This is a genomic window from Gottfriedia solisilvae, from assembly GCF_002128405.1.
GTDB lineage: Bacteria > Bacillota > Bacilli > Bacillales > Bacillaceae_G > Gottfriedia > Gottfriedia solisilvae.
The window spans coordinates 738,845-758,099 of the sequence record NZ_NETJ01000003.1 but is presented as its reverse complement, the minus strand read 5'-3'; the positions used below and the strand labels follow the sequence as shown (position 1 = coordinate 758,099).

Below are 19,255 nucleotides of genomic sequence, written 5' to 3'. Positions count from 1 at the left end.
ATCTCCTAGTTGCCAGAATCTGTGAACTTCACATTATTACTATCGATCTTTAATCCCAATTCTTTAGCTTTTTGCCAAATTCGGTCATAAGTACTCAGTTCGTCTATTTTCATCTTTAATTCAGAATTATGTTGTTTTTCTTTTGCAACTTCATTTTTCACTTGTTGAATTTTAATATTCGTATCAAAAATTGCAGCTTGTGTTTTTACGATTTTCGTTCCAATAAAGAAACATGCAAAAATAAATGAAACATAAAGGAACTTTTCAATCGGCGTTACTTTTGATAATTTTTTCGTTCTTGCTTTTTTCTTGATAGAAGGTCTAAGTTGCGAATCAGTAACTTGTTTTTGTTGTAACTTTCTTGCCAAATTACTCATTGTTTTCCCTCCTTATAATTTTTCAGCTACTCTTAACTTTGCAGATCTTGCTCTTTTATTTGCTTCTAATTCTTCATCAGTTGGTAATAGTGGTTTACGAGTAATAAGCTTTAATTTCGGCTTAAACTCATCTGGAATAATCGGTAATCCAGGTGGTAAAGGTGGAAGAGAGCTCGCCTCTTTGAAAATAGTTTTACAAATTCGATCCTCTAAAGAATGGAATGTAATGACACTAATTCTTCCAGATGGTTTAATCAGTGTGATTGCATCCTTAAGCGCTTCTTCAAATACACCAAGTTCATCATTTACAGCAATTCTAATCGCTTGGAATATCCTTTTTGCTGGATGTCCACCCGTACGTCTAGCAGGTGCAGGGATTGCATCCTTAATAATTTCAACTAATTCAAACGTTGTTTCAATTGGTTTTTTAGCACGCAATTCTTCAATTTTTCTAGCAACCTGTTTTGAGAATTTTTCCTCGCCATATCGGAAGAATATTTTTACAAGTTGTTCATATGGCCAATCATTTACAACCTCGTAAGCCGATAATGTTTGTTCTTGATTCATTCTCATATCTAGTGGTGCATCTTGATGAAAACTAAAACCACGCTCTGCAACATCTAATTGTGGTGATGAAACTCCTAAATCAAATAAAATTCCATCAACTTCATAAATCCCTAAATGATGAAGCTCTTCTTTTATATGTTTAAAATTACTTTTTACGATGGTTAATTGATTTTCATACTCTTTTAAACGTTCTTTCGCATGTCTAATTGCAGTCTCATCTTGATCAAATGCAATTAATCTTCCATTAGAAGATAACTGTGATAGCAAGTATTCACTATGACCTCCACCGCCAAGTGTACAGTCTACATAAATACCATCTTTTTTTATATCTAAAGAATCAACAGTTTCTCTTAATAAAACCGTAATATGCTCAAACATGTTGCTCACCTCAATCTTAAATGTAAAAGCGTCACACTTATGGTCCCTCGAGTGGGAAGACGCTAAACGAACTAGAACTTACGATTTTTGGTTTTATAGGTCAAATCCAATTAAATTTTCAGCTAGTTCTCCAAATGACTCCTCAGACTCATTCATATATGTATTCCAAGTTGTTTGATCCCAAATCTCAATTCGATTTGTTACGCCAACTACTACGCATTCTTTTTCCAATTTTGCATAACCACGCAATGTAGGTGCAATATTAATTCTCCCCATCTTATCCATCTCACATTCCATAGCTCCAGAGAAGAAAAAACGAGTAAATGCCCTTGCGTCTTTTTTTGTTAGTGGTAGTGTACGCAGTTTGTCTTCAATTACACTCCATTCAGCCATTGAATAGCCAAATAAGCATTGATCCAACCCTCTTGTTACAATGAAGGTTTCACCAAGCTTGTCTCGAAATTTGGAAGGAATAATAAGACGTCCTTTTACATCGATATTATGTTGATATTCACCGATAAACATCCTTTCCCCCCACTTTCTAACACAAACTTACCACATTCCCCCACTTCTTACCACCTTTTCTATGAAATTCTTTAAAAAAACGAAAAATCCTGCTATCTACATAGCAGGATCGAATTATTTTCTATTTAAAGTTCGACGACTTGATGAGCATAATCCCAGGATAACGTTAACTCACATAGTTGGTGAACAAAGTCTGGGCCATATTTATTTATATAATAATAAATATTAAGTACTCGTTCTTGTGGCCTTCCATTTGGTGAAATAGAATGAATAATTCTATTCCATTTTGCAATTTGTTCTTCATGTCGTTTTAGGATTGATTCTTCAATTTTTCTTTCTAAAAGCAATATTTGTTCTTCTATTTTCGAATAATTCTTTTTAGAAAAGTCATTTAAGTTCGGTGCGACTTCTTTTGTTACTTCTTGAAGAGGTTCATGTAATTGGAACAATGCTTTTCTACTTTGATCGAAGACATCTTTATAGTCAACACTGATTTGAGCTTTTACCCATGAATTTTTCTTCTCCTCAAGTGATATTTGAAGTGATTCATCTATTCCTAGAGAAAAGTCTTCCATCGCGGATACAATATTTCGTTCGAAGATTGTAAACATATGCCTTAAAAAGACAGGAGGCATCTCTAGATTAAATACTTCAAAAATATCTTTTAACTCAGCCCAATATGCGATTTCACCAGGTCCACCAACAAACGCAAGTGTAGGAAATAAATATTCCTGCATAATTGGACGTGTCACAACATTATTGCTCAGTAACGTAGGTTGTTCAATTGCTAACCGAATGAGCTCATCTTTCGTAAATTGATAGCTTTTGTTCTTTGTCTGAATAACCCCTTCACTTTCTCCTACTTCCAACAACTGTCTACCTTCTTTACTATGGTAAAAAAGATGAATACTCTGTTCAGAAATTTGAAGTGTTTCTTGGTATCCAGATTTAATCAATTTACTTTTCGTATCTTTTAGGACACTTCTAACAATATCTTGTTTTGAAACCATTTCTTCGAACATTAAACCTTCTAAAGCTCTTATGTTCGGATCATCTGCATCAATTAAAACTAAACCTTCTTTTGCAAAAAGTCTAAATAATAGCTTTGCAAAGAAATCAACAAAAGTAACAGACTCCTCAAGCGTCTTGTTTAATTCTTGTAAAAGATCATTTGTATAATTCGTTTCTTCAAATGACTTTACGATTTTTAGTATCCAATTCTTCATTTCCTTCTGATCAAGCTCTGTTTTTGTAGCTGAGAAAGAATGTGTATCTTTACTATAGTAGGTTTGTTTTTTGACTTCATGATCATCTATGGTGTGGATATGATTTATTTCATCAATATCATGATCTTCTCCTGCTATCCAAAAAACAGGCACAACCGAAATATTCAATTCATCTTCATATTTTTTCGCTAATTGAATGATTGAAATTATTTTATGTATTGTGTATAAAGGTCCAGTTAACAATCCTGCCTGTTGACCACCAATTACAACAAACGTATCTTCATTTCGTAATTTTTTCATATTTTCCTGTGATTCAATACTAGCATGATGTTTTTGATGGAAAAGCTCTAATGCATCTACTAGACCTTGACGATTATATGATCGGTTCATTACATTTTTAATTCTGAATTCCATTTCTTCTTTTTTTAACGGATTTGCACCAAAGAAAGAAGAAATCGACTCTTTTCCATTTAAAAAATCATTCAACAATTTATTTTGACCCGCTAAATGGACTTTACTAATTTGCATTAAGAACTTCCTCTCTCGTTCTCCAATTAAGCAATATATTCAGATATGCTCAAAGTCAGACCTGTTAACAAGGTAATACAATGAAGGATAAAAAACAAAATAAAGGAAATCCTCCAAAAACCTTTTATAAGCTTAAAAAATCGAATATCTCTTTTTGCTTTCCATTGAAGAATAATACTAATAAATAAGATAATTAATAATAGATTAATCAAAATCCAACCGGTCGCAGTTGGAAAAAACATGTTTAACATAAAATAAAAAGAACTAATATATAGAATTGTAGTTAAATCTAAAGTAAAAAGCAAAAGTTTACGCTTATTATGCTTTAAAAAAAGTTTTAGAAACATATAGATAAAGATTGTTGAAACGATTGGAAATTCAATTAAAAATGAAATGAAGAAAATGAAAAATTTTCCCAATAAGAATTACCCCTTTTTCTTCTCAAGTCCTTTAATTACATTGTACACAAGTTCGATCGTTGGGACATTTATTTTTTTTTGAATTGCAAGATTCTTTACATAGCCAAGCATGCTTTCAATCTCAGTCTCTCTGCCAAAGTAAAGATCTCGATTCATTGATGAATAATTCATTGATGTTTTTTCACAGATTTCAATTACCTTCTGCCATTCTACTTCTTCATTTAATTGTAAAACTCTTGCAACTTCATTAAATAATAACTTACTAATTTGTTTAAAATAATCATTGGTAATCAACTCACCATTTCTTATGTTTAATATTGCAGTTAAGGGATTTATCGTACAATTTACAAGACATTTCTGATGTAGTATATACAACCAATTATTCTCAAATTGTAGTGAAAATCCCTCCGTATGTAATGATAACACTTTTTCAAGCGCTTCTTGGTTCCCTTTTAACCGACCAATTTTAATCGTCCCTAAACCGGTATGTTTGATCTCATTCATTGACATTTTTAATGCACCGTGTTCAACAATTCCGATAAAACAATTGTTTATTGATAATTTTTTTACATATTCAATATGGGACATACCATTTTGCAAGAATAAAATTGTATCGCCTTTAAAATTATTTATGATTGATTTGATTTTTTCTAAATGATATTGCTTTACACAAATAATCAGAATGTCACAATGATCAATATGTGAAGATAATTTTTTGGCGTTTATACACATTTGAGAAATATTTTCATTTAATGATAGTAAGATACCTGATTCATTGATTATTGTCGCCTGTTCATCCGTTCTTGTATATAACATAATTTCATGTTTTTGCTGATGAAAATACGATGCTACAAGCAGTCCAATCGCACCGCCACCTATAATTCCAATTTTCATTTTTTTCTCCATTCAATTTAAGTATTCTAATGGAATTTTAGTTTAACCAAAATAAATTTCCATGTAATCTATCTTTTTTTAAAATGTATAGTACGATATAATATAATTATATTTCAAATATTAAAAATTTACATTCAATTTAAGGGGGAGCAACATTTGAGCAACAAGATCGAACGCTTACAAATAAATTTTAAAACACTTGAACAATTTCAGCAATTTTCTGGTTACGGATTACAAGAACTTTCTATGTTGGAAGATCTTGAATCAAACTTAATCGATAATGAGTTCCAATCACCATTTTATGGTATTTATTTAGGCAAAGCTCTTATTGCTCGTATGAGCTTGTACACGCATAAAAGCGAAAACGAAGAAATAATCGAGATTAATAAAATGGAAGTACTTCCTTATTATCAAAAAAATGGTTACGGAAAAGAATTAGTCGCATTTGCTAAATCATTTAACAAACCAATCAAAACGATTCCAAGAGCAAATTCAAATGAATTTTGGAAGAAACAAGGTTTCACTGAAACTGATTCAGAGTTTGTCATTTGGCAACCGAAATAATCATAAAAAAAACTCAACACCTCAATGAAGAGATGTTGAGTTTTTTTATTCTTTTTTAGATCTTACCTTTTTATCAGGTGTTCCACTTGTAATATTTACAAATTTTCGTTTTTGGTCAATAAACTCAAATAAATTTTCATACTCACTCTCAAGCTCTTTTACTTTTTCAAGCAATAGTTGTTTTTCAACTTTTAATTGATCATTTTCTTGTTTTGAAATTAATAACTTCTTTTCGAGGGATTGAATTTCTCTAACTGGAAGCGACTCTACTTTTTCCTTTACAGTTTCTAAAAATTGAAACACAGCTTCAAAAGATACTTCTTGATCGCTTTCACCTGAAACTACTTCAGGTAATTCTATTTCAGTTTGCGGTTTTGGCACTTCATCATTTAATTCATTTTTATTTGTCGCTTGTTTTTTGCTATTTACTTTGGCATTTTCAATTTCTTCCTTATAAAACTTTCGGACGAAAGAATTCCAACGATAGCCACATGCAGCTGCTGTTCTCGATAAATTTCCAGCTACAACTTTAAAAGCAGTTAATTGAGTTGACCCTTCATTTATCGATTTTAAAACTACTTCAGCTAAGTAGTTATCCTCCTCTTTTGTCCATGCATCCTGGCGATTTGCAACCATTTGCAATCCCCTCCAATTTCTTATGCAATAAGCAGATTTTACTATAATTCATATGCAATAAAATATAAAGGTAGAAGATTACTTTTCCAATTTTTTTGTAAATTGTTCAATAATTTTTATATGCTCTTCTGAAAACCATAATGGAAGAGCTGAAATAACTTCTTCTTCCATACGAGTTTTTAATCTTTCCTGAACCCATTTTCTAGTAACTATTTTTTTATTTTGATGATGTATATGCGTTGGAATACTTCTAGCTAAGCTAATAAAGCTTTCATTATGTAACGATATAAAATCCTTACATAACTCATGGATAAATCCAAGTTTTTTCGCTTGATATGCAGTATATATGTTAGAGGAAGATAAAAGAGTAATCCATTCTTGATGATTCATTTTCTCTCGTAATATGGTCCCACCTCCCCACGAAGTAGGGATTCCCATCTGACCTTGAATAAAGCCTATTTTTGCATTATGGTTAGCAAAGCGAAAATCAAATGCACTTGCCAACTCACAACCACCACCTAACCCAAAACCATTAATATAACAAATCGTAATCTGAGGTAACATTGCTATTCGATAAATCACTTCACACATTTTTAAACAATATGTTTCTAACCCCTTACGATCATCTTTAAATTTTAGAATTGTCTTCAAGTCACCACCAGTACAAAAATATTTTAATCCTTCACCTGTTAAAACAACTAACTTACTATCTGATTTATAATGAATGTCGTAAATGATTTCTAATAGTCTATCGGCCATCGTTTCGTCTATGCAATTCCCACTATTTGGTCTATTCAAAAAGATATAATCTATTTTATCCCGTTGATATGTAATAACTTCAGACAATTACATCCCTCTCTCTAATTACCGATTATTCTCCCTAGTACACTATACGTTTTACATAAGGTAAGTAGTATAAAAAGATGAAGGTAAGAGATTGAATCTTTAGATGGTAACAGGCTTACGTCGCAGGAAGAGGTAATATATGAGGATTTCGGAGTTTAAGGAGAAAAGGAAAAAGCACATAGTTTCCTATGTGCTTTAAATGACTAGCTTATTTGCTAAGTACTTGTTTTCCTTTGTAGTGTCCGCATGATTTACATACGCGGTGTGCTAATGTTAATTCACTACAGTTTGGGCATTCAACCATTCCAGGTACCGCTAATTTAAAATGCGTACGACGCTTTCTTTTTACAGTTTTGGACGTTCTTCTTGCAGGTACTGCCATTGATCCCACCTCCTTAAAGTGAGTTTTAGTTATGAAGCCGGTAATCCGGTACTTCTCAATTATCTTTTTTGTCAAAAAATTTTGCTAATCCAGCAAGTCGAGGGTCAATTTTTTGCTCTTTTTCAACGTGTTCCCTAACTTCCCAATCTGTACCAGATGTCGGAGCTGTCTCTTTACCTTCAGTATCCTCAGCAAAAACTTGCAAAGGTATTTCAGCTAAGATAATCTCTTCAATCACAGGAGTTAAGTCTAACACATCACCCTCTAGGATGTGAAAATTCTCATCTTCACTTTTCCATTCAGATGTTGTAAAAAACGTTTCTGTTGTGGTAATCGACAAAGGATATTTTACATCAACTAATGTTCTTACACAAGGTAAAATTAAATATCCAGTTATTGTTAAATGAAACGTATATCGGTTCGTTCCAAAATCAACTCGTCCAGTTACTTTAATAGGCGAAACTTCACGAATTTCCTTATTCCGTTCCTTCAATTGACTTACATCAATTGTCTCATCTAAATTTAAACCTTTATGTCTTAATTTTTGTAATTGGTGCACTGACCATTTCATAAATAACCACCTCAAGGCAACAATGAAAATTATATAATCCCTATAATCATTTGTCAATATTTTTTCTTTACACTAAGAAAAGCGGAAGGCGTTCGCTCTGCCCCGACAAGCATAAGACGATTTTCAGTGAAGGTTGCTCTTTAACCTTTGCTGTAAATTGGCTTATGACCTCGAGGGGCAAACGCCTGGAGCTAGACACAACGAAAAGTGGAACAAGCTCGCCCAGCTCTGAAGGGAATATCTCCATTCATCTGAAGAAGTGGCGATTTTTCCACTTCGAAGATTATTGGAATATTACCGAAGAGCTAGCTTGTGGAACTAGACACTACGAAAAGCGGAAGGCGTTCGCTCTGCTCCGACAAGCATAAGACGATTTTCAGTGAAGGTTGCTCTTTAACCTTTGCTGTAAATTGGCTTATGACCTCGAGGGGCAAACGCCTGGAGCTAGACACTACGAAAAGTGGAACAAGCTCGCCCAGCTCTGAAGGGAATATCTCCATTCATTTGAAGAAGTGGCGATTTTTCCACTTCGAAGATTAATGGAATATTACCGAAGAGCTAGCTTGTAGAACTAGACACTACAAAAAGTGAACAATAAGCTAGTCTTCCCATATTAATCATTCTGATATTGGAAAATATGTAACTTATCTAATATATTATTTTCAACAAGAAATTACAATACAATTCACCTTAAGTTGCGAATTATTTCTTGATACTGTTATTCTATATGTATAATTTCTCATATTTTGTAAATATTGGAGGTGTTTTTCATGAAATCTGTTGGAGTGATCGTCGAATATAATCCGCTTCATAATGGACATGTCTACCATTTATCACAGTCAAAACAGTCAACAAATGCCGATGTTGTTATTGCGGTGATGAGTGGTCAATTTTTACAAAGAGGCGAACCGGCTGTGGTTCCAAAGCATGTCAGAGCAAAACTTGCATTACAAGCTGGAGCAGATCTTGTCATTGAGCTCCCATATAGTTACTCTACCCAGCATGCAACTCTTTTTGCAAAAGGTGCTATTTCAATCTTAGATTCCTTGAATTGTGATACTGTTTGTTTTGGCAGTGAAGAAGGTAAAATTGAAACATTTTATGAATTGATCAATCAAAAGAAACTGCTTACCAGCTCGATCAATACGAGCATCCGCTCATTACTTGATAAAGGAATGAGTTACCCTTCAGCGTATAGTACTGCACTACAAACAAATTTGGAAACCTCGAAACTAGATGTCTCCTTACCAAACAATATTTTAGGTATCCATTACTTGGAATCGATCGAACACTTTTCAAGTAAGATGCAGGGCACTACGATTAAACGGATTGCTGCAAATTATCACGATGAAGAAGCTAGCCACCAAAGTATAGCAAGTGCAACTGCAATTCGTAAAATACTGAAAAAAGAGGATGATTCAATTTCAAACTTTGTTCCAACCTACACGAAAAACGCAATTGAAACATACATAAACGAAAACGAAATCTTACATTCATGGAATGATTATCTTCCTTTTTTAAAATATCGATTAATGACAACGAAGCTTGAAGACTTATCCCTGATTTATGAAGCTGTTGAGGGATTAGAAAGAAGAGTAGTCGATGCGATTTTAAAATGTTCAAGCTTTGAGGACTTAATGACTTCAATCAAAACAAAAAGATATACATGGACTCGCATTCAAAGATTATTAACTCATTTGTTAACAAATACCTCAAAAGAAGAAATGAATGCTATTTTGGAAACTGATCGAGTTCCGTATATTCGTCTATTAGGGATGTCACAAAAAGGCAAAGCTTATTTGAATGTAAATAAAAAACAAATAGACCTACCAATTTATACAACCATCAATCAAGTAAACCAAAATGCTTTAAGTACAGACTTAAAGGCTACACATGCGTATGCTTCTATTCTTTCAATACAAAATCAGCAAAAATTAATTCATACTGAATACTCACTTTACCCATTTATTTATGATGAAAATTCGGGCCAATTTAGTAGGGAATAAATAGTAATGATAAAAATAAAAAAAACTGTTTATGACATTCTAACCAAACAACGATTTGTTTGATGAATTCAAAAACAGTTTTTTTGTTATGAACTAGACTTTAAATTTTTCAAGTATTCTATTGCGTCTGCATATGTGTTTACTGGAACAATTTTCATTTTTACATTATGCTCTTTAGCTGTTTTTACAGCCTCTTTATAATTTGAATTTCTTTTCCCGTTTTCATTTGGTGCAAAAAAGATTTCCGCCCCTGCTTTTGACGCAGCAATGATTTTTTGAGATATACCACCAATCGGACCTACTACTCCCTCTGTATCTAGCGTACCTGTACCAGCAATTTCATGTCCTTTTGCTAAGTTTTCTTCACTTAATTGATCATATATTTCTAAAGCAAACATTAGCCCCGCTGAAGGTCCACCAATTTCCTCAGAGTCAATTTCAACTTTCGGATTGGTACTTAGCTTTATATTTTCTACTATTGAAACGCCAATGCCAGATCTTTTCGGTTCATCTTTAAATTGTTTAGATGTAATACTAACTTTTTTATTTTTTCCATTACGAATAATAGAAAACTGAAAGTTCGTCCCCGTCGGTGATGATGAGATTGTATTCGTAAAATCATTAACTGAATGAATCTCCTTTTCTCCCACTTTTGTCACGATATCTCCCAACTTTAACACTTTAGAAGCTGGCATATCTTTTAATAACGAAATGATAACAACCCCAGTTTTGTTAATTGAATATGATTTGCCTGCTTCTTTGTATGCATTTACGATTGCTGCTTGTTTTGATTCTTCCATATATCGTAATTGACGAAATTGGTAATCATCATTACTTTCACCTTCACTTAAGATTTCTTTTTCTTTGTAAAGATGATGAACAGAATTAGTATACGTACCGATATAGGAATAAATATTTGCCTTACTCATTGAGACAGTCGTTAACATAAAATCCCCGTCATCTTTTTTTGCCCCTGCAACATTTACATATGGGCCTAATGGTTCCGCTAATCCAGGTTTGGTCACATAATATGGCAGTGGGATAAAAACTAATAGTATCATGACAATTCCTAGTACTAATAATACATTAAGTATCTTGATCCTTTTCTCCACTATACTTCTCCTTCCACTGTTCAATCTGATGAATGATTTCTGGTATCATTTTTTCTGTTTCTTCTTCTCCGGTTTGAATAATATTTTCTAAGTCAGTAAAGTTCCTTGAATTAAAATGATCTAGATTTGGTCGAATCATAACATTTGAAACTGTTTCTCTGTTTCTAACAAGTTCGTGCTGCATTATTTCAATACTTTGCATAATGACATCATAAATTGTTGATACTTCACCACTTACTTTTATAGGTGATACATCAACACCAATAATAAACTCCGCTCCCATATCCTTTACAACTGATACAGGAATTCGATCAATCACACCGCCATCAACTAAAAGTCTGCCATTCCATGGTTCTGGAACAAAAATACCAGGAATAGAAATACTCCCTCTTACAGCAGTGGCAATATCTCCTTCTCTAAAGATAATTTTTTCTCCAGTTAACAAGTCAGTTGCGATGACAGCAATTGGTAAATCTAAATCTTCAATTTTTCTACCGTATGATAATGCTCTAATAAGTTCTTTTGCCCGATTACCGGAAATTAATCCCATTTTAGGTACAACATAATCAATATAGTACTTTGATTTAAAGACTTTCGCAATTTTATAGAGTCTGTCTATATTAGAACCTGCTCCATACAAGACTGCTACAAGTGCACCCATACTACTTCCGGCAATATAATCTATGGGGATATTATGCTTTTTTAACACGGATATTACACCAATATGTGCAAAACCTCTTGCACCACCTGACCCTAGTGCTATACCAATTTTCGGATTCAATTTATTCCCCTCCATATAAACTAAATTGGTCTAAAATCGAGTTCATTTAACGTATATTGAATAGTACAAGTTTTATTTTGGATCCATATATTAATAACATATTTTCTATTCATTCAATTTACGACAATATAAGATGAATCAAATTTTGTTCCAATCATTTGTTGGAGGTTTGTTCGTGAAAAAAAATCATTTTATTACGTTGATTATTTTTATCATTCTAGTTACGCTAACCGCAACCATTATCATTTACCCTGATGTTGCATTTAAAGGTTCAACTCGAGGTTTAGAAATGTGGTGGGGAATCGTCTTTCCCTCTTTGCTACCCTTTTTTATTTTAAGTGAGCTATTAATCTGTTTTGGAATCGTACAATTTATAGGTGTATTTTTAGAACCTGTCATGAGGCCATTATTTAGAGTTCCAGGAGTTGGAGCTTTTGTGTGGGCGATGGGAATGGCTTCAGGATTTCCATCAGGAGCGAAGCTTTCTGCTAAATTATACAAAGATGGAGAGTTAACAAAATTAGAAGCTGAAAGACTAAATTCATTTACGAACTCTTCTAATCCATTATTTATTTTCGTCGCAATATCTGTTGGATTTTTTCATAATGTAAACATAGGAATTGTTCTGGCTGCTAGTCATTACCTATCAAACGCTCTTGTTGGCCTGTTAATGAGGTTTTACGGCAAAAACCAACCCAACTATTCTAGACGAGAAAAAACCCCTTCAAATCGAATTAAACACGCTTTCACAGTACTACATGAAAAAAGAATGAAAGAAAAAAGACCAATCGGTAAGATTTTAGGAGATGCGATCGCCTCTTCCATCCAAACTTTACTCATGATTGGTGGGTTTATTATCGTATTTTCCGTTTTGAACATGCTTTTGATTGAAGTTGGTTTCATAACCCAAGTCGGAAAAATCATTTCATTTTTCATTTCAAAGTCAAGTATCCATCAAGACCTATCCACTCCTTTTGTTTCTGGATTATTTGAAATCACGTTAGGATCAAAATTAGTGAGTGATGTTGCGAATAGTACATTATTACAACAAGTTGCTTTAACAAGCTTTATATTAGGCTTTGGTGGCTTCTCGATTCAAGCACAAGTCGCAAGTATTATTTCGGAAGTAAAAATGAGTATGAAGCCGTATATGATTGGTCGTTTACTACAATCTGTGATTGCCCCTATACTTGCAGTACTACTTTGGAAACCATTATATGTTGATCGATTGGCGAGCTGGTCGAACCATAAAACAATCACAGTAATAAATAACTTTACAGAACAACATTTTCATATAGATTCAATTTTTGTGATTGGTCCAATCATTACATTGACCGCTTTATATATTTACGTGCTCATCATCATATATCGAATATATATACAAAAAAAGAAACCTCAGTTTTAATTAAACTTGAGGTTTCTTAAATTTATTTTCTAATGCAATATTGACACATTCAGGAACTAAATCTTTTACATTTCCGCCATATTTAGCAACTTCTTTCACAATTGAAGAACTTAAGAAAGAATATTGATTATTCGTCATGACAAAAAAAGTATCAATTTCATCTACTAATTTTTTATTCATTGCAGTAATCTGCATTTCATATTCAAAATCTGAAACTGCTCTTAGTCCTCTTAAAATGGCAGAAGCATTAATAGATTTTGCGTAATCCATTAATAAGCCACTAAATGAATCTACCGTTACATTCGTTATGGATTTAGTCGCTTCAGAAATTAATGTTGTTCGTTCATCTAATGAAAACAGTGAATTTTTTGCTGAATTATTTAATACGACAACAATTACTTCATCAAACACCCTAGCCCCACGTTTAATAATATCAAGATGTCCTAATGTGATTGGATCAAAGCTACCAGGACACACTGCAATACGTTTCATGTTGTACCCCCTTATATTTCTCCCTTATTTTTATGATACACAGAAACACCACAAATTCCATATTTTTCTGCTTTTGTTCTGACAAAATGACCGATATTTTCCGGTAATTCTACATCAGTTGCATGTTCTACTAGAATTGTACCATCATTAGATAACAATTCTTTTTCGTCAAATGTTTCGATCAATGAAACAATTTGCTGCTTTTTATAAGGGGGATCTAATATGATTAAATCAAATTGCATTTCTCTTTTAATGATTGCTTTGACCGCACGCTCTGCATCATTTCGATATACTTCTGCAGACGATGAAAGTTTACATGTCTCTAAATTTTCTTTAATCGTCTTGATTGCTTTCATTTCTCGGTCTACAATGATTGCTTTATCCATTCCTCTACTTAAAGCTTCTATCGAGAGTCCACCGCTGCCGCCAAATAAATCAAGAACAGTGCCGCCTTCAAAATAAGGGCCAATAATATTAAACATCGCTTCTTTTACTTTATCTGTTGTTGGTCTTGTACTTGTACCTTGAACGGCTTTTAAACTCAAACCTTTACATTTACCTGAAACTACTCTCATTATTTACACCTACTATATTTATCAATTCTCAAAATATCCTATCATAAATTTCTACAAACAAAAACAATTCTTTCCATATTCTTCTTCTAATGTATAAAATCATTCTCATTGGTTATAACTATTTTTAACAACATCTCAGTTGATGTTGTTGCCAACCGCGGAGAAGACTTACGTTTCCCCATAAGTTCTTCCTCCGGTTTCTCCTCTCCCTTTGCCTTCTTTTAAGTGATTACACTTTAATAAGAGGGGCCCTGCGAATGCGGGGTTTTTTTTTATGTCTGATTCCTGTAAAATAAGTGATGCATATCCAATGTAATACAGATATTTAAGGGGGATTCATCATGATCCAACGCATGATTGAAATTGGAGAAGGTTACTCCGATTTATATGAATTATTTGAATTAGCTAAATCTCAGAAAGATAGAGTAAAATTTTTACTTAAGTTAACATCTGAAAAAAATAATCAAAAATGCTGTACGTTTGCAGTTATTTTAAGCCCTACTTCTATTGGCGAATTTCAACCAATATATTATTGCAGAGAAGGTATTACACTAAAAGAGAATTCAATTACGAAAAGAGAAGAACTATTTGAAGATCTAGCTGTAACATTAAATAAAGAAATTATTACATTACATATTAGGCATTCAAGTTCTTTCCACGCAATAGAATTATATCAACAATATTTAATTGGCATTTTAAGACTTAATCATTTTATTCCACCAATGAAGTAAATTGATTCAAATTCATTAAAAAACGATTGAACGGTGTTTAATTTAGAAGTAATTTCCTAAATTAAGTTTACCATTCAATCGTTTTTAATCTACTTGATAATCATATTCCTTTTCTTTCGCATGATCTGGCTTCGCATTTTCATACTCAGTTTTGATAAAAGGTTTATATGATAATTCGATTCTTTTTACAAAATGAAATTTCTTCAATCTCTCTATTGTTCGTTCAATATCATCCATATTGCAGTATAAGACAACATATTTCAAACGCTTAGAAACAAAGTGAATATTTCCAAATTTACGTAACATTTTTGCTTGCTTTAATGACTGTAAATAAATGATAATACCTTGTCTTTGCACAAACATATAACTTTCTCCTTTAAAAAATCCGTTAGAAATAGAATATCATATCCCAATTTTCTTTTGCAATGAAACTTTCATAATTCATTCGTATGAAAGGGTTGAATAAAGATGCTAGATGATATTTGGGAACAATTTCTTTTATGTATAACTTCAAATGATGAAGTTAAAGAAGTTTCTAATAAATTAATTTGTGGCGTTATCTTTTTATATATTCAACCACTGGTCCCCGAAAAAAGCGAGGCATTTATTAAAAACATCGTTTTAACATGTTCTAAACAGTATACAACACAATATAAGTTAATTTATCGAATTGAATTTGTCCGAGCCGAACAGAATATCTTGATCTTTAGACATCGTTTTTACGTTCCAAATCAAAAAATGTTCTGTTGTGGAAATGAATGTATAAACTGTACTAGATTCCGAAAATAATTGATATAGCTATTTTCGGGTACATATTGTTAAGACATAAGAATAGGTTTATTGATGACAACTCCAGGATACTCCTTTTCTTTGATTCCTAAGCCTCGAGGATGCTCATCTATCATACATTTCCTACAGGAGTCTTGCACTTTACGTTCTAATCAACTTTTGACTATTTCCTTTAAAATCCTAAAAACAGCAATTTGTTTAGAAAATAGCTTTAATAAAAAAGAAGACTCACTAATCATTAATGAGTCATTCTTAGTAATTATATTACTTTGTTTTACATCCACATTTACCGCCTGTACCGCAGCCTCCAGTACTACAGCCTCCACCAGTATTTACAAAGAATGGATTGCCTGCTGGAACTTTTACTGAAGGTGAAACAGATTGAGCAATTAAGTAGCTTGTCTCATCTAACAGCAACTGAATCGCGTCTTCCGCTTGTTTAAAAGCAGCAATCGTTTCATTCAATTGTAGTTCTCTTTTGACTTCACTCATATTTTTACGAATTACTTTATAATCAGGATGGTACTTTCCAAAACGTTGAACATCCTCATATAAGTCTTTCGTCTTTGTAAAGCGTTGGATTATGTCCTGCGCGGTTCTGTCATTATTTAAGGCTATATATGAAGCTCTATACTGATCTGCAACATCAGATTGTACGATCATAGAAGCAATTTCTTCTGATACTGTCATAAGTTGCAAGGTTTCAATTGTTGCGTACATTTCCTTACACCTCCAAGTATAAACTATACCATAAATAATTCGTAAAATAAAAGTACATGCTTAGCTATTTATATGTTCTGATACATTAAATGCTTTTATCTTCCAGTTACCATCTTTATATTCAATATAATTCGCGCATGCATTTTTTAAAACAGTTTGAAAAGGAACCTTTATAGGATCAATTGCATGTAAAATTGCCTTAATTGTATGTGAATGAGCAACGATCACAATTCTTTTATCTTTATGAATTTCAGCAATATCTTGGAGTGCATGAAAAGCTCGTTTAATTAAAAGCTCATTTGTCTCCATTCCAACTACATTGTCATGATAGATATGATCATGAAATTCAGATACAGGTTTTCCGCTAGCCTCACCAAATTCTCTTTCTACAAATCGAACATCTTCAATAATTTGATCAATATTAGTAAACTCCGCAATTGCCATTGCAGTTTCTTTTGCTCTAGATAATGGACTTGTTATAATTGTATCCCACTTTTCTCCACTAAGAAAACGTGCACTGTCATATGCCTGCTGTTTTCCAGTTTCATTTAATGGAATATCTTCTCTACCTTGGATAATATGATTAAGATTCCAATCTGTTTGTCCATGTCTAACTAAACAAATTTCTGTCATAACTTTTGCTCCTTTTAAAAACTTGTAACCCTTATTGTAGCAAAAAGCTATGACAGTATAAAATATTATTCATTTTCAGTCGCATCATCAGAATCACTCGTACTACTTTGACCTTGCTGTTCTTTTAATACTTGAAACATATCAATCATAAATGAAGCCATTTGAACTTGATTTTGCAATTTATCTACACGCTGAGGTATCGTTTTTCCAAAAAACTCTAACGAGGCAAGTCTGAAGTCTTCAACTAATTCAGGATTACGAGAAAGTTTTCTATACCATTTTGGTTGTTGTCTAATAAATTTAATATACTCTTCATCGCTCTGTAGAAAATCTAATACATCTTTTCTCATTTCAACCTCCTTAATCCTGTCTGAAGTTAAAAGGTTGTGACGTTTGCTTTTCTTCACGTTGACCAGATGGAGCTGGGGATTTAAACTGAGAAATTAATTGCTGAATATTATTTAAAGTTGAATTTACATTTGATAAATGATCCTGGATTTGATCTGGATCTAAATTCTTAACAAAGGACATTACTTTTCCTACATATCCTTCTTCTGATTGCTCTTTCTTTTGATCTTTTTTTGATGTTGCTTTTCCACCATCTGTTCTATAAGCATTCCATTCATCACTATCTTCACCATATAAATACCATTCTTCAAAAAATTGTTGCCACGTTTTATTCCCTTTTTTGACTTCATCTCTTAGCTTAGGATGTTCTTTGGCAAATTGCCTGAATTGTTCGATAGATGGACGGTTATGATTATTTCTCATACATCTCACTCCAATTAAAAGCATTTATTACAAAATTATGTATGAAGAATAATTTCGTGCTTGTATGGAAATAAAAAAACCAAGCACATAACGAAACGTTAATGCTTGATTTTTAATTATTTAATAAAATTTTGAGTGTAATATTTTTTATATGCTCCAACTCCAAGTGTGGTGTAATCTTTTTTATACATATTCACTCGGTGACCTTTTGAGTTAATCCAACCATAAACAGAAGCAATTCCATCAACATAATTAGCAGAAATATTTTCACCAGCTAAGCGATATGGAACATCAGCATCATTTAACCGATCAGCTAAGCTACCATACAAAGATGAATGGTGATCAAAATATTTGTTCTCTACCATATCTTTGCTATGACCTAATGCTACTTTTGCAGCTTCTTTATTCCATTTTAATGTTGATAAATTCATTCTTTTACGGTAAACATTTGTAAGATTAAAAATTTGTTTTTCTTCTTCACGATCTATAATAGCTTGTTTGGCTTCATTTAAAGGTTTTGAACTTATTAGTTTACCACTATAGACTAGTTCATATGGTCTTTGCTTTACTAGCGTTTCAGGAGAAAGGAATCTTACACCTAATAAACTTCCAGTAAATCGGTCAAAATAAAGTTGAGCATAACTATCATTCACTGCAACAAGTGGTCGTTCATGTAAATCCGTTGTTGATAACTTAAATGTATATTCATTATTTAATAATGAAAAAGACAACTTCTCATGTAAATTTACATGATCAATTGATTCTTCATAATGACTGCCTATTAAAAAAGGTGATACATCAACTTTATTGCCAGCAACATATACTGTCACTACAGTACCATTCAAAATACCAAATTGTATGTAATTTGCAGGGTCTTTATCATAAATTAGCCAATCATAATCATATTGAGAAGGAACCTTTCTTGATGGCTTACCGTAGACTTTCATTACATCTTGTTCACTCTTACCGATATATTCTATAACAGAAAAACTAGCTGCACTTTTCGTATCAGTATGTTCTGTCAAAGGTACTTGAACTTCATCAACTCTTTGAAATTGATTTACGTTCGTTATATTTATAAACCAATCTTTGATTAGTGGACTGAATATAAATACAGTTACAAAACTTATTGTAAAAAAGAAAAGTTTTAAAAGCTTTTCCATTTTTATCTTCCCTTCTCGGTAGTAATCTAATTTATATATATCCATTGTAGCCAAATTATTCAAAAAAATATATAAATTAGTTAAAATACATTTATCAGCTTTTCATTGCTAATTATTGTCATTGATAATATTATATTAGTAGGGATTTTTTCTAAGTAATTTAG

Annotated in this window: 25 protein-coding genes; 5 read left to right on the top strand and 20 right to left on the bottom strand. The window is 32.4% G+C overall.

The window, feature by feature from the left end:
* Positions 1 to 5 precede the first annotated feature (5 nt).
* The 6 genes from ftsL to CAB05_RS12835 form a co-directional block, all read right to left on the bottom strand.
* The gene (gene ftsL, locus CAB05_RS12860) at positions 6 to 377 is read right to left on the bottom strand and encodes a cell division protein FtsL (RefSeq protein WP_088000242.1); all 372 of its coding nucleotides are present in this window, start codon (positions 375 to 377) and stop codon (positions 6 to 8) included.
* 12 nt (positions 378 to 389) lie between these two features.
* Positions 390 to 1,322 carry a 16S rRNA (cytosine(1402)-N(4))-methyltransferase RsmH gene (rsmH, locus tag CAB05_RS12855; protein WP_088000240.1) on the bottom strand — a complete coding sequence of 311 codons (933 nt, stop codon included), beginning with the start codon at positions 1,320 to 1,322 and terminating at the stop codon, positions 390 to 392.
* Positions 1,323 to 1,415: 93 nt separating this feature from the next.
* Entirely contained in the window at positions 1,416 to 1,847 is a 432-nt protein-coding gene (gene mraZ, locus CAB05_RS12850) for a division/cell wall cluster transcriptional repressor MraZ (RefSeq protein ID WP_088000238.1), read from the bottom strand.
* 125 nt (positions 1,848 to 1,972) lie between these two features.
* Complete coding sequence (bshC, locus tag CAB05_RS12845; protein WP_088000236.1) at positions 1,973 to 3,601, bottom strand: bacillithiol biosynthesis cysteine-adding enzyme BshC; 1,629 nt, start codon at positions 3,599 to 3,601, stop codon at positions 1,973 to 1,975.
* A 26-nt stretch (positions 3,602 to 3,627) separates the two neighbouring features.
* Complete coding sequence (locus CAB05_RS22750; RefSeq protein WP_088000234.1) at positions 3,628 to 4,020, bottom strand: DUF3397 family protein; 393 nt, start codon at positions 4,018 to 4,020, stop codon at positions 3,628 to 3,630.
* A gap of 6 nt (positions 4,021 to 4,026) precedes the next feature.
* Positions 4,027 to 4,914, bottom strand: a complete 888-nt coding sequence (locus CAB05_RS12835) for a 2-dehydropantoate 2-reductase (RefSeq protein WP_158093263.1) — start codon at positions 4,912 to 4,914, stop codon at positions 4,027 to 4,029.
* A gap of 156 nt (positions 4,915 to 5,070) precedes the next feature.
* Between CAB05_RS12835 and CAB05_RS12830 the strand changes: the two genes are divergently transcribed.
* A complete protein-coding gene (locus tag CAB05_RS12830; RefSeq protein ID WP_088000230.1) occupies positions 5,071 to 5,478 on the top strand; it encodes a GNAT family N-acetyltransferase in 408 nt (135 codons plus the stop codon).
* 45 nt (positions 5,479 to 5,523) lie between these two features.
* On the opposite strand, the gene CAB05_RS12825 is transcribed toward CAB05_RS12830, so the two are convergent.
* The 4 genes from CAB05_RS12825 to CAB05_RS12810 all read right to left on the bottom strand — a co-directional run bounded on the left by CAB05_RS12825 (position 5,524) and on the right by CAB05_RS12810 (position 7,913).
* Positions 5,524 to 6,114: an RsfA family transcriptional regulator gene (locus tag CAB05_RS12825; RefSeq protein WP_088000228.1), complete on the bottom strand. Its 591-nt coding sequence runs from the start codon at positions 6,112 to 6,114 to the stop codon at positions 5,524 to 5,526.
* A 78-nt stretch (positions 6,115 to 6,192) separates the two neighbouring features.
* Positions 6,193 to 6,960, bottom strand: coding sequence for an enoyl-CoA hydratase/isomerase family protein (locus CAB05_RS12820; RefSeq protein WP_088000226.1), 768 nt, complete (start codon positions 6,958 to 6,960; stop codon positions 6,193 to 6,195).
* A 208-nt stretch (positions 6,961 to 7,168) separates the two neighbouring features.
* Positions 7,169 to 7,342 carry a 50S ribosomal protein L32 gene (rpmF, locus tag CAB05_RS12815; protein ID WP_025672195.1) on the bottom strand — a complete coding sequence of 58 codons (174 nt, stop codon included), beginning with the start codon at positions 7,340 to 7,342 and terminating at the stop codon, positions 7,169 to 7,171.
* Between the two features lie 55 nt (positions 7,343 to 7,397).
* Entirely contained in the window at positions 7,398 to 7,913 is a 516-nt protein-coding gene (locus CAB05_RS12810) for a YceD family protein (RefSeq protein ID WP_088000224.1), read from the bottom strand.
* Positions 7,914 to 8,683: 770 nt separating this feature from the next.
* Here CAB05_RS12810 and CAB05_RS12805 point away from each other — a divergent pair.
* Positions 8,684 to 9,919 (top strand): nucleotidyltransferase, encoded by a 1,236-nt coding sequence (locus CAB05_RS12805; protein WP_088000222.1) that lies wholly within the window; start codon positions 8,684 to 8,686, stop codon positions 9,917 to 9,919.
* 86 nt (positions 9,920 to 10,005) lie between these two features.
* Here the strand turns inward: CAB05_RS12805 and CAB05_RS12800 are convergent, their stop codons facing one another.
* Together CAB05_RS12800 and CAB05_RS12795 are read right to left on the bottom strand one after the other, a co-directional pair.
* Positions 10,006 to 11,031 (bottom strand): SepM family pheromone-processing serine protease, encoded by a 1,026-nt coding sequence (locus CAB05_RS12800; protein ID WP_088000220.1) that lies wholly within the window; start codon positions 11,029 to 11,031, stop codon positions 10,006 to 10,008.
* Positions 11,006 to 11,812: a patatin-like phospholipase family protein gene (locus tag CAB05_RS12795; RefSeq protein ID WP_371870380.1), complete on the bottom strand. Its 807-nt coding sequence runs from the start codon at positions 11,810 to 11,812 to the stop codon at positions 11,006 to 11,008. Before CAB05_RS12795 ends, CAB05_RS12800 begins: the two co-directional genes overlap by 26 nt.
* Before the next feature lie 175 nt (positions 11,813 to 11,987).
* Here CAB05_RS12795 and spoVV point away from each other — a divergent pair, with 175 nt between their 5' ends.
* Positions 11,988 to 13,217, top strand: a complete 1,230-nt coding sequence (gene spoVV, locus CAB05_RS12790; RefSeq protein WP_235821445.1) for a dipicolinic acid transporter SpoVV — start codon at positions 11,988 to 11,990, stop codon at positions 13,215 to 13,217.
* Here spoVV and coaD read toward each other — a convergent pair whose 3' ends face one another.
* Positions 13,218 to 13,709, bottom strand: a complete 492-nt coding sequence (gene coaD, locus CAB05_RS12785) for a pantetheine-phosphate adenylyltransferase (protein WP_088000214.1) — start codon at positions 13,707 to 13,709, stop codon at positions 13,218 to 13,220.
* 11 nt (positions 13,710 to 13,720) lie between these two features.
* Entirely contained in the window at positions 13,721 to 14,284 is a 564-nt protein-coding gene (rsmD, locus tag CAB05_RS12780; RefSeq protein WP_088000213.1) for a 16S rRNA (guanine(966)-N(2))-methyltransferase RsmD, read from the bottom strand.
* A 341-nt stretch (positions 14,285 to 14,625) separates the two neighbouring features.
* Here rsmD and CAB05_RS12775 point away from each other — a divergent pair, with 341 nt between their 5' ends.
* Positions 14,626 to 15,015, top strand: coding sequence for a DUF7147 family protein (locus tag CAB05_RS12775; protein WP_088000212.1), 390 nt, complete (start codon positions 14,626 to 14,628; stop codon positions 15,013 to 15,015).
* An 84-nt stretch (positions 15,016 to 15,099) separates the two neighbouring features.
* Here CAB05_RS12775 and CAB05_RS12770 read toward each other — a convergent pair whose 3' ends face one another.
* Positions 15,100 to 15,378 (bottom strand): YlbG family protein, encoded by a 279-nt coding sequence (locus tag CAB05_RS12770; protein ID WP_088000211.1) that lies wholly within the window; start codon positions 15,376 to 15,378, stop codon positions 15,100 to 15,102.
* Positions 15,379 to 15,483: 105 nt separating this feature from the next.
* Here CAB05_RS12770 and CAB05_RS12765 point away from each other — a divergent pair, with 105 nt between their 5' ends.
* Complete coding sequence (locus CAB05_RS12765; protein WP_088000210.1) at positions 15,484 to 15,804, top strand: hypothetical protein; 321 nt, start codon at positions 15,484 to 15,486, stop codon at positions 15,802 to 15,804.
* Positions 15,805 to 16,068: 264 nt separating this feature from the next.
* Here CAB05_RS12765 and CAB05_RS12760 read toward each other — a convergent pair whose 3' ends face one another.
* The 5 genes from CAB05_RS12760 to CAB05_RS12740 form a co-directional block, all read right to left on the bottom strand.
* Positions 16,069 to 16,524, bottom strand: a complete 456-nt coding sequence (locus CAB05_RS12760; RefSeq protein WP_088000209.1) for a YlbF/YmcA family competence regulator — start codon at positions 16,522 to 16,524, stop codon at positions 16,069 to 16,071.
* A 60-nt stretch (positions 16,525 to 16,584) separates the two neighbouring features.
* A complete protein-coding gene (locus CAB05_RS12755) occupies positions 16,585 to 17,157 on the bottom strand; it encodes a histidine phosphatase family protein (protein ID WP_088000208.1) in 573 nt (190 codons plus the stop codon).
* 65 nt (positions 17,158 to 17,222) lie between these two features.
* The gene (locus CAB05_RS12750; protein ID WP_088000207.1) at positions 17,223 to 17,507 is read right to left on the bottom strand and encodes a YlbE-like family protein; all 285 of its coding nucleotides are present in this window, start codon (positions 17,505 to 17,507) and stop codon (positions 17,223 to 17,225) included.
* A 10-nt stretch (positions 17,508 to 17,517) separates the two neighbouring features.
* On the bottom strand, positions 17,518 to 17,928 hold the full coding sequence (locus tag CAB05_RS12745) for a YlbD family protein (protein WP_158093262.1): 411 nt from the start codon (positions 17,926 to 17,928) through the stop codon (positions 17,518 to 17,520).
* Between the two features lie 116 nt (positions 17,929 to 18,044).
* Entirely contained in the window at positions 18,045 to 19,091 is a 1,047-nt protein-coding gene (locus tag CAB05_RS12740; RefSeq protein ID WP_158093261.1) for a CAP domain-containing protein, read from the bottom strand.
* Positions 19,092 to 19,255 lie beyond the last annotated feature (164 nt).

Excerpts from the sequence above, each read along its gene's own strand:
- rsmD (WP_088000213.1), bottom strand. The coding sequence starts at position 14,284 with ATGAGAGTAGTTTCAGGTAAATGTAAAGGTTTGAGTTTAAAAGCCGTT.
- CAB05_RS12750 (WP_088000207.1), bottom strand. The coding sequence starts at position 17,507 with ATGAGAAAAGATGTATTAGATTTTCTACAGAGCGATGAAGAGTATATT.
- rpmF (WP_025672195.1), bottom strand. The coding sequence starts at position 7,342 with ATGGCAGTACCTGCAAGAAGAACGTCCAAAACTGTAAAAAGAAAGCGT.
- mraZ (WP_088000238.1), bottom strand. The coding sequence starts at position 1,847 with ATGTTTATCGGTGAATATCAACATAATATCGATGTAAAAGGACGTCTT.
- CAB05_RS12745 (WP_158093262.1), bottom strand. The coding sequence starts at position 17,928 with ATGAGAAATAATCATAACCGTCCATCTATCGAACAATTCAGGCAATTT.
- CAB05_RS12740 (WP_158093261.1), bottom strand. The coding sequence starts at position 19,091 with ATGGAAAAGCTTTTAAAACTTTTCTTTTTTACAATAAGTTTTGTAACT.
- CAB05_RS12775 (WP_088000212.1), top strand. The coding sequence starts at position 14,626 with ATGATCCAACGCATGATTGAAATTGGAGAAGGTTACTCCGATTTATAT.
- bshC (WP_088000236.1), bottom strand. The coding sequence starts at position 3,601 with ATGCAAATTAGTAAAGTCCATTTAGCGGGTCAAAATAAATTGTTGAAT.
- CAB05_RS12765 (WP_088000210.1), top strand. The coding sequence starts at position 15,484 with ATGCTAGATGATATTTGGGAACAATTTCTTTTATGTATAACTTCAAAT.
- CAB05_RS12810 (WP_088000224.1), bottom strand. The coding sequence starts at position 7,913 with ATGAAATGGTCAGTGCACCAATTACAAAAATTAAGACATAAAGGTTTA.
- rsmH (WP_088000240.1), bottom strand. The coding sequence starts at position 1,322 with ATGTTTGAGCATATTACGGTTTTATTAAGAGAAACTGTTGATTCTTTA.
- CAB05_RS12760 (WP_088000209.1), bottom strand. The coding sequence starts at position 16,524 with ATGTACGCAACAATTGAAACCTTGCAACTTATGACAGTATCAGAAGAA.
- coaD (WP_088000214.1), bottom strand. The coding sequence starts at position 13,709 with ATGAAACGTATTGCAGTGTGTCCTGGTAGCTTTGATCCAATCACATTA.
- CAB05_RS12755 (WP_088000208.1), bottom strand. The coding sequence starts at position 17,157 with ATGACAGAAATTTGTTTAGTTAGACATGGACAAACAGATTGGAATCTT.
- CAB05_RS12770 (WP_088000211.1), bottom strand. The coding sequence starts at position 15,378 with ATGTTTGTGCAAAGACAAGGTATTATCATTTATTTACAGTCATTAAAG.
- ftsL (WP_088000242.1), bottom strand. The coding sequence starts at position 377 with ATGAGTAATTTGGCAAGAAAGTTACAACAAAAACAAGTTACTGATTCG.
- CAB05_RS12805 (WP_088000222.1), top strand. The coding sequence starts at position 8,684 with ATGAAATCTGTTGGAGTGATCGTCGAATATAATCCGCTTCATAATGGA.
- CAB05_RS12825 (WP_088000228.1), bottom strand. The coding sequence starts at position 6,114 with ATGGTTGCAAATCGCCAGGATGCATGGACAAAAGAGGAGGATAACTAC.
- CAB05_RS12835 (WP_158093263.1), bottom strand. The coding sequence starts at position 4,914 with ATGAAAATTGGAATTATAGGTGGCGGTGCGATTGGACTGCTTGTAGCA.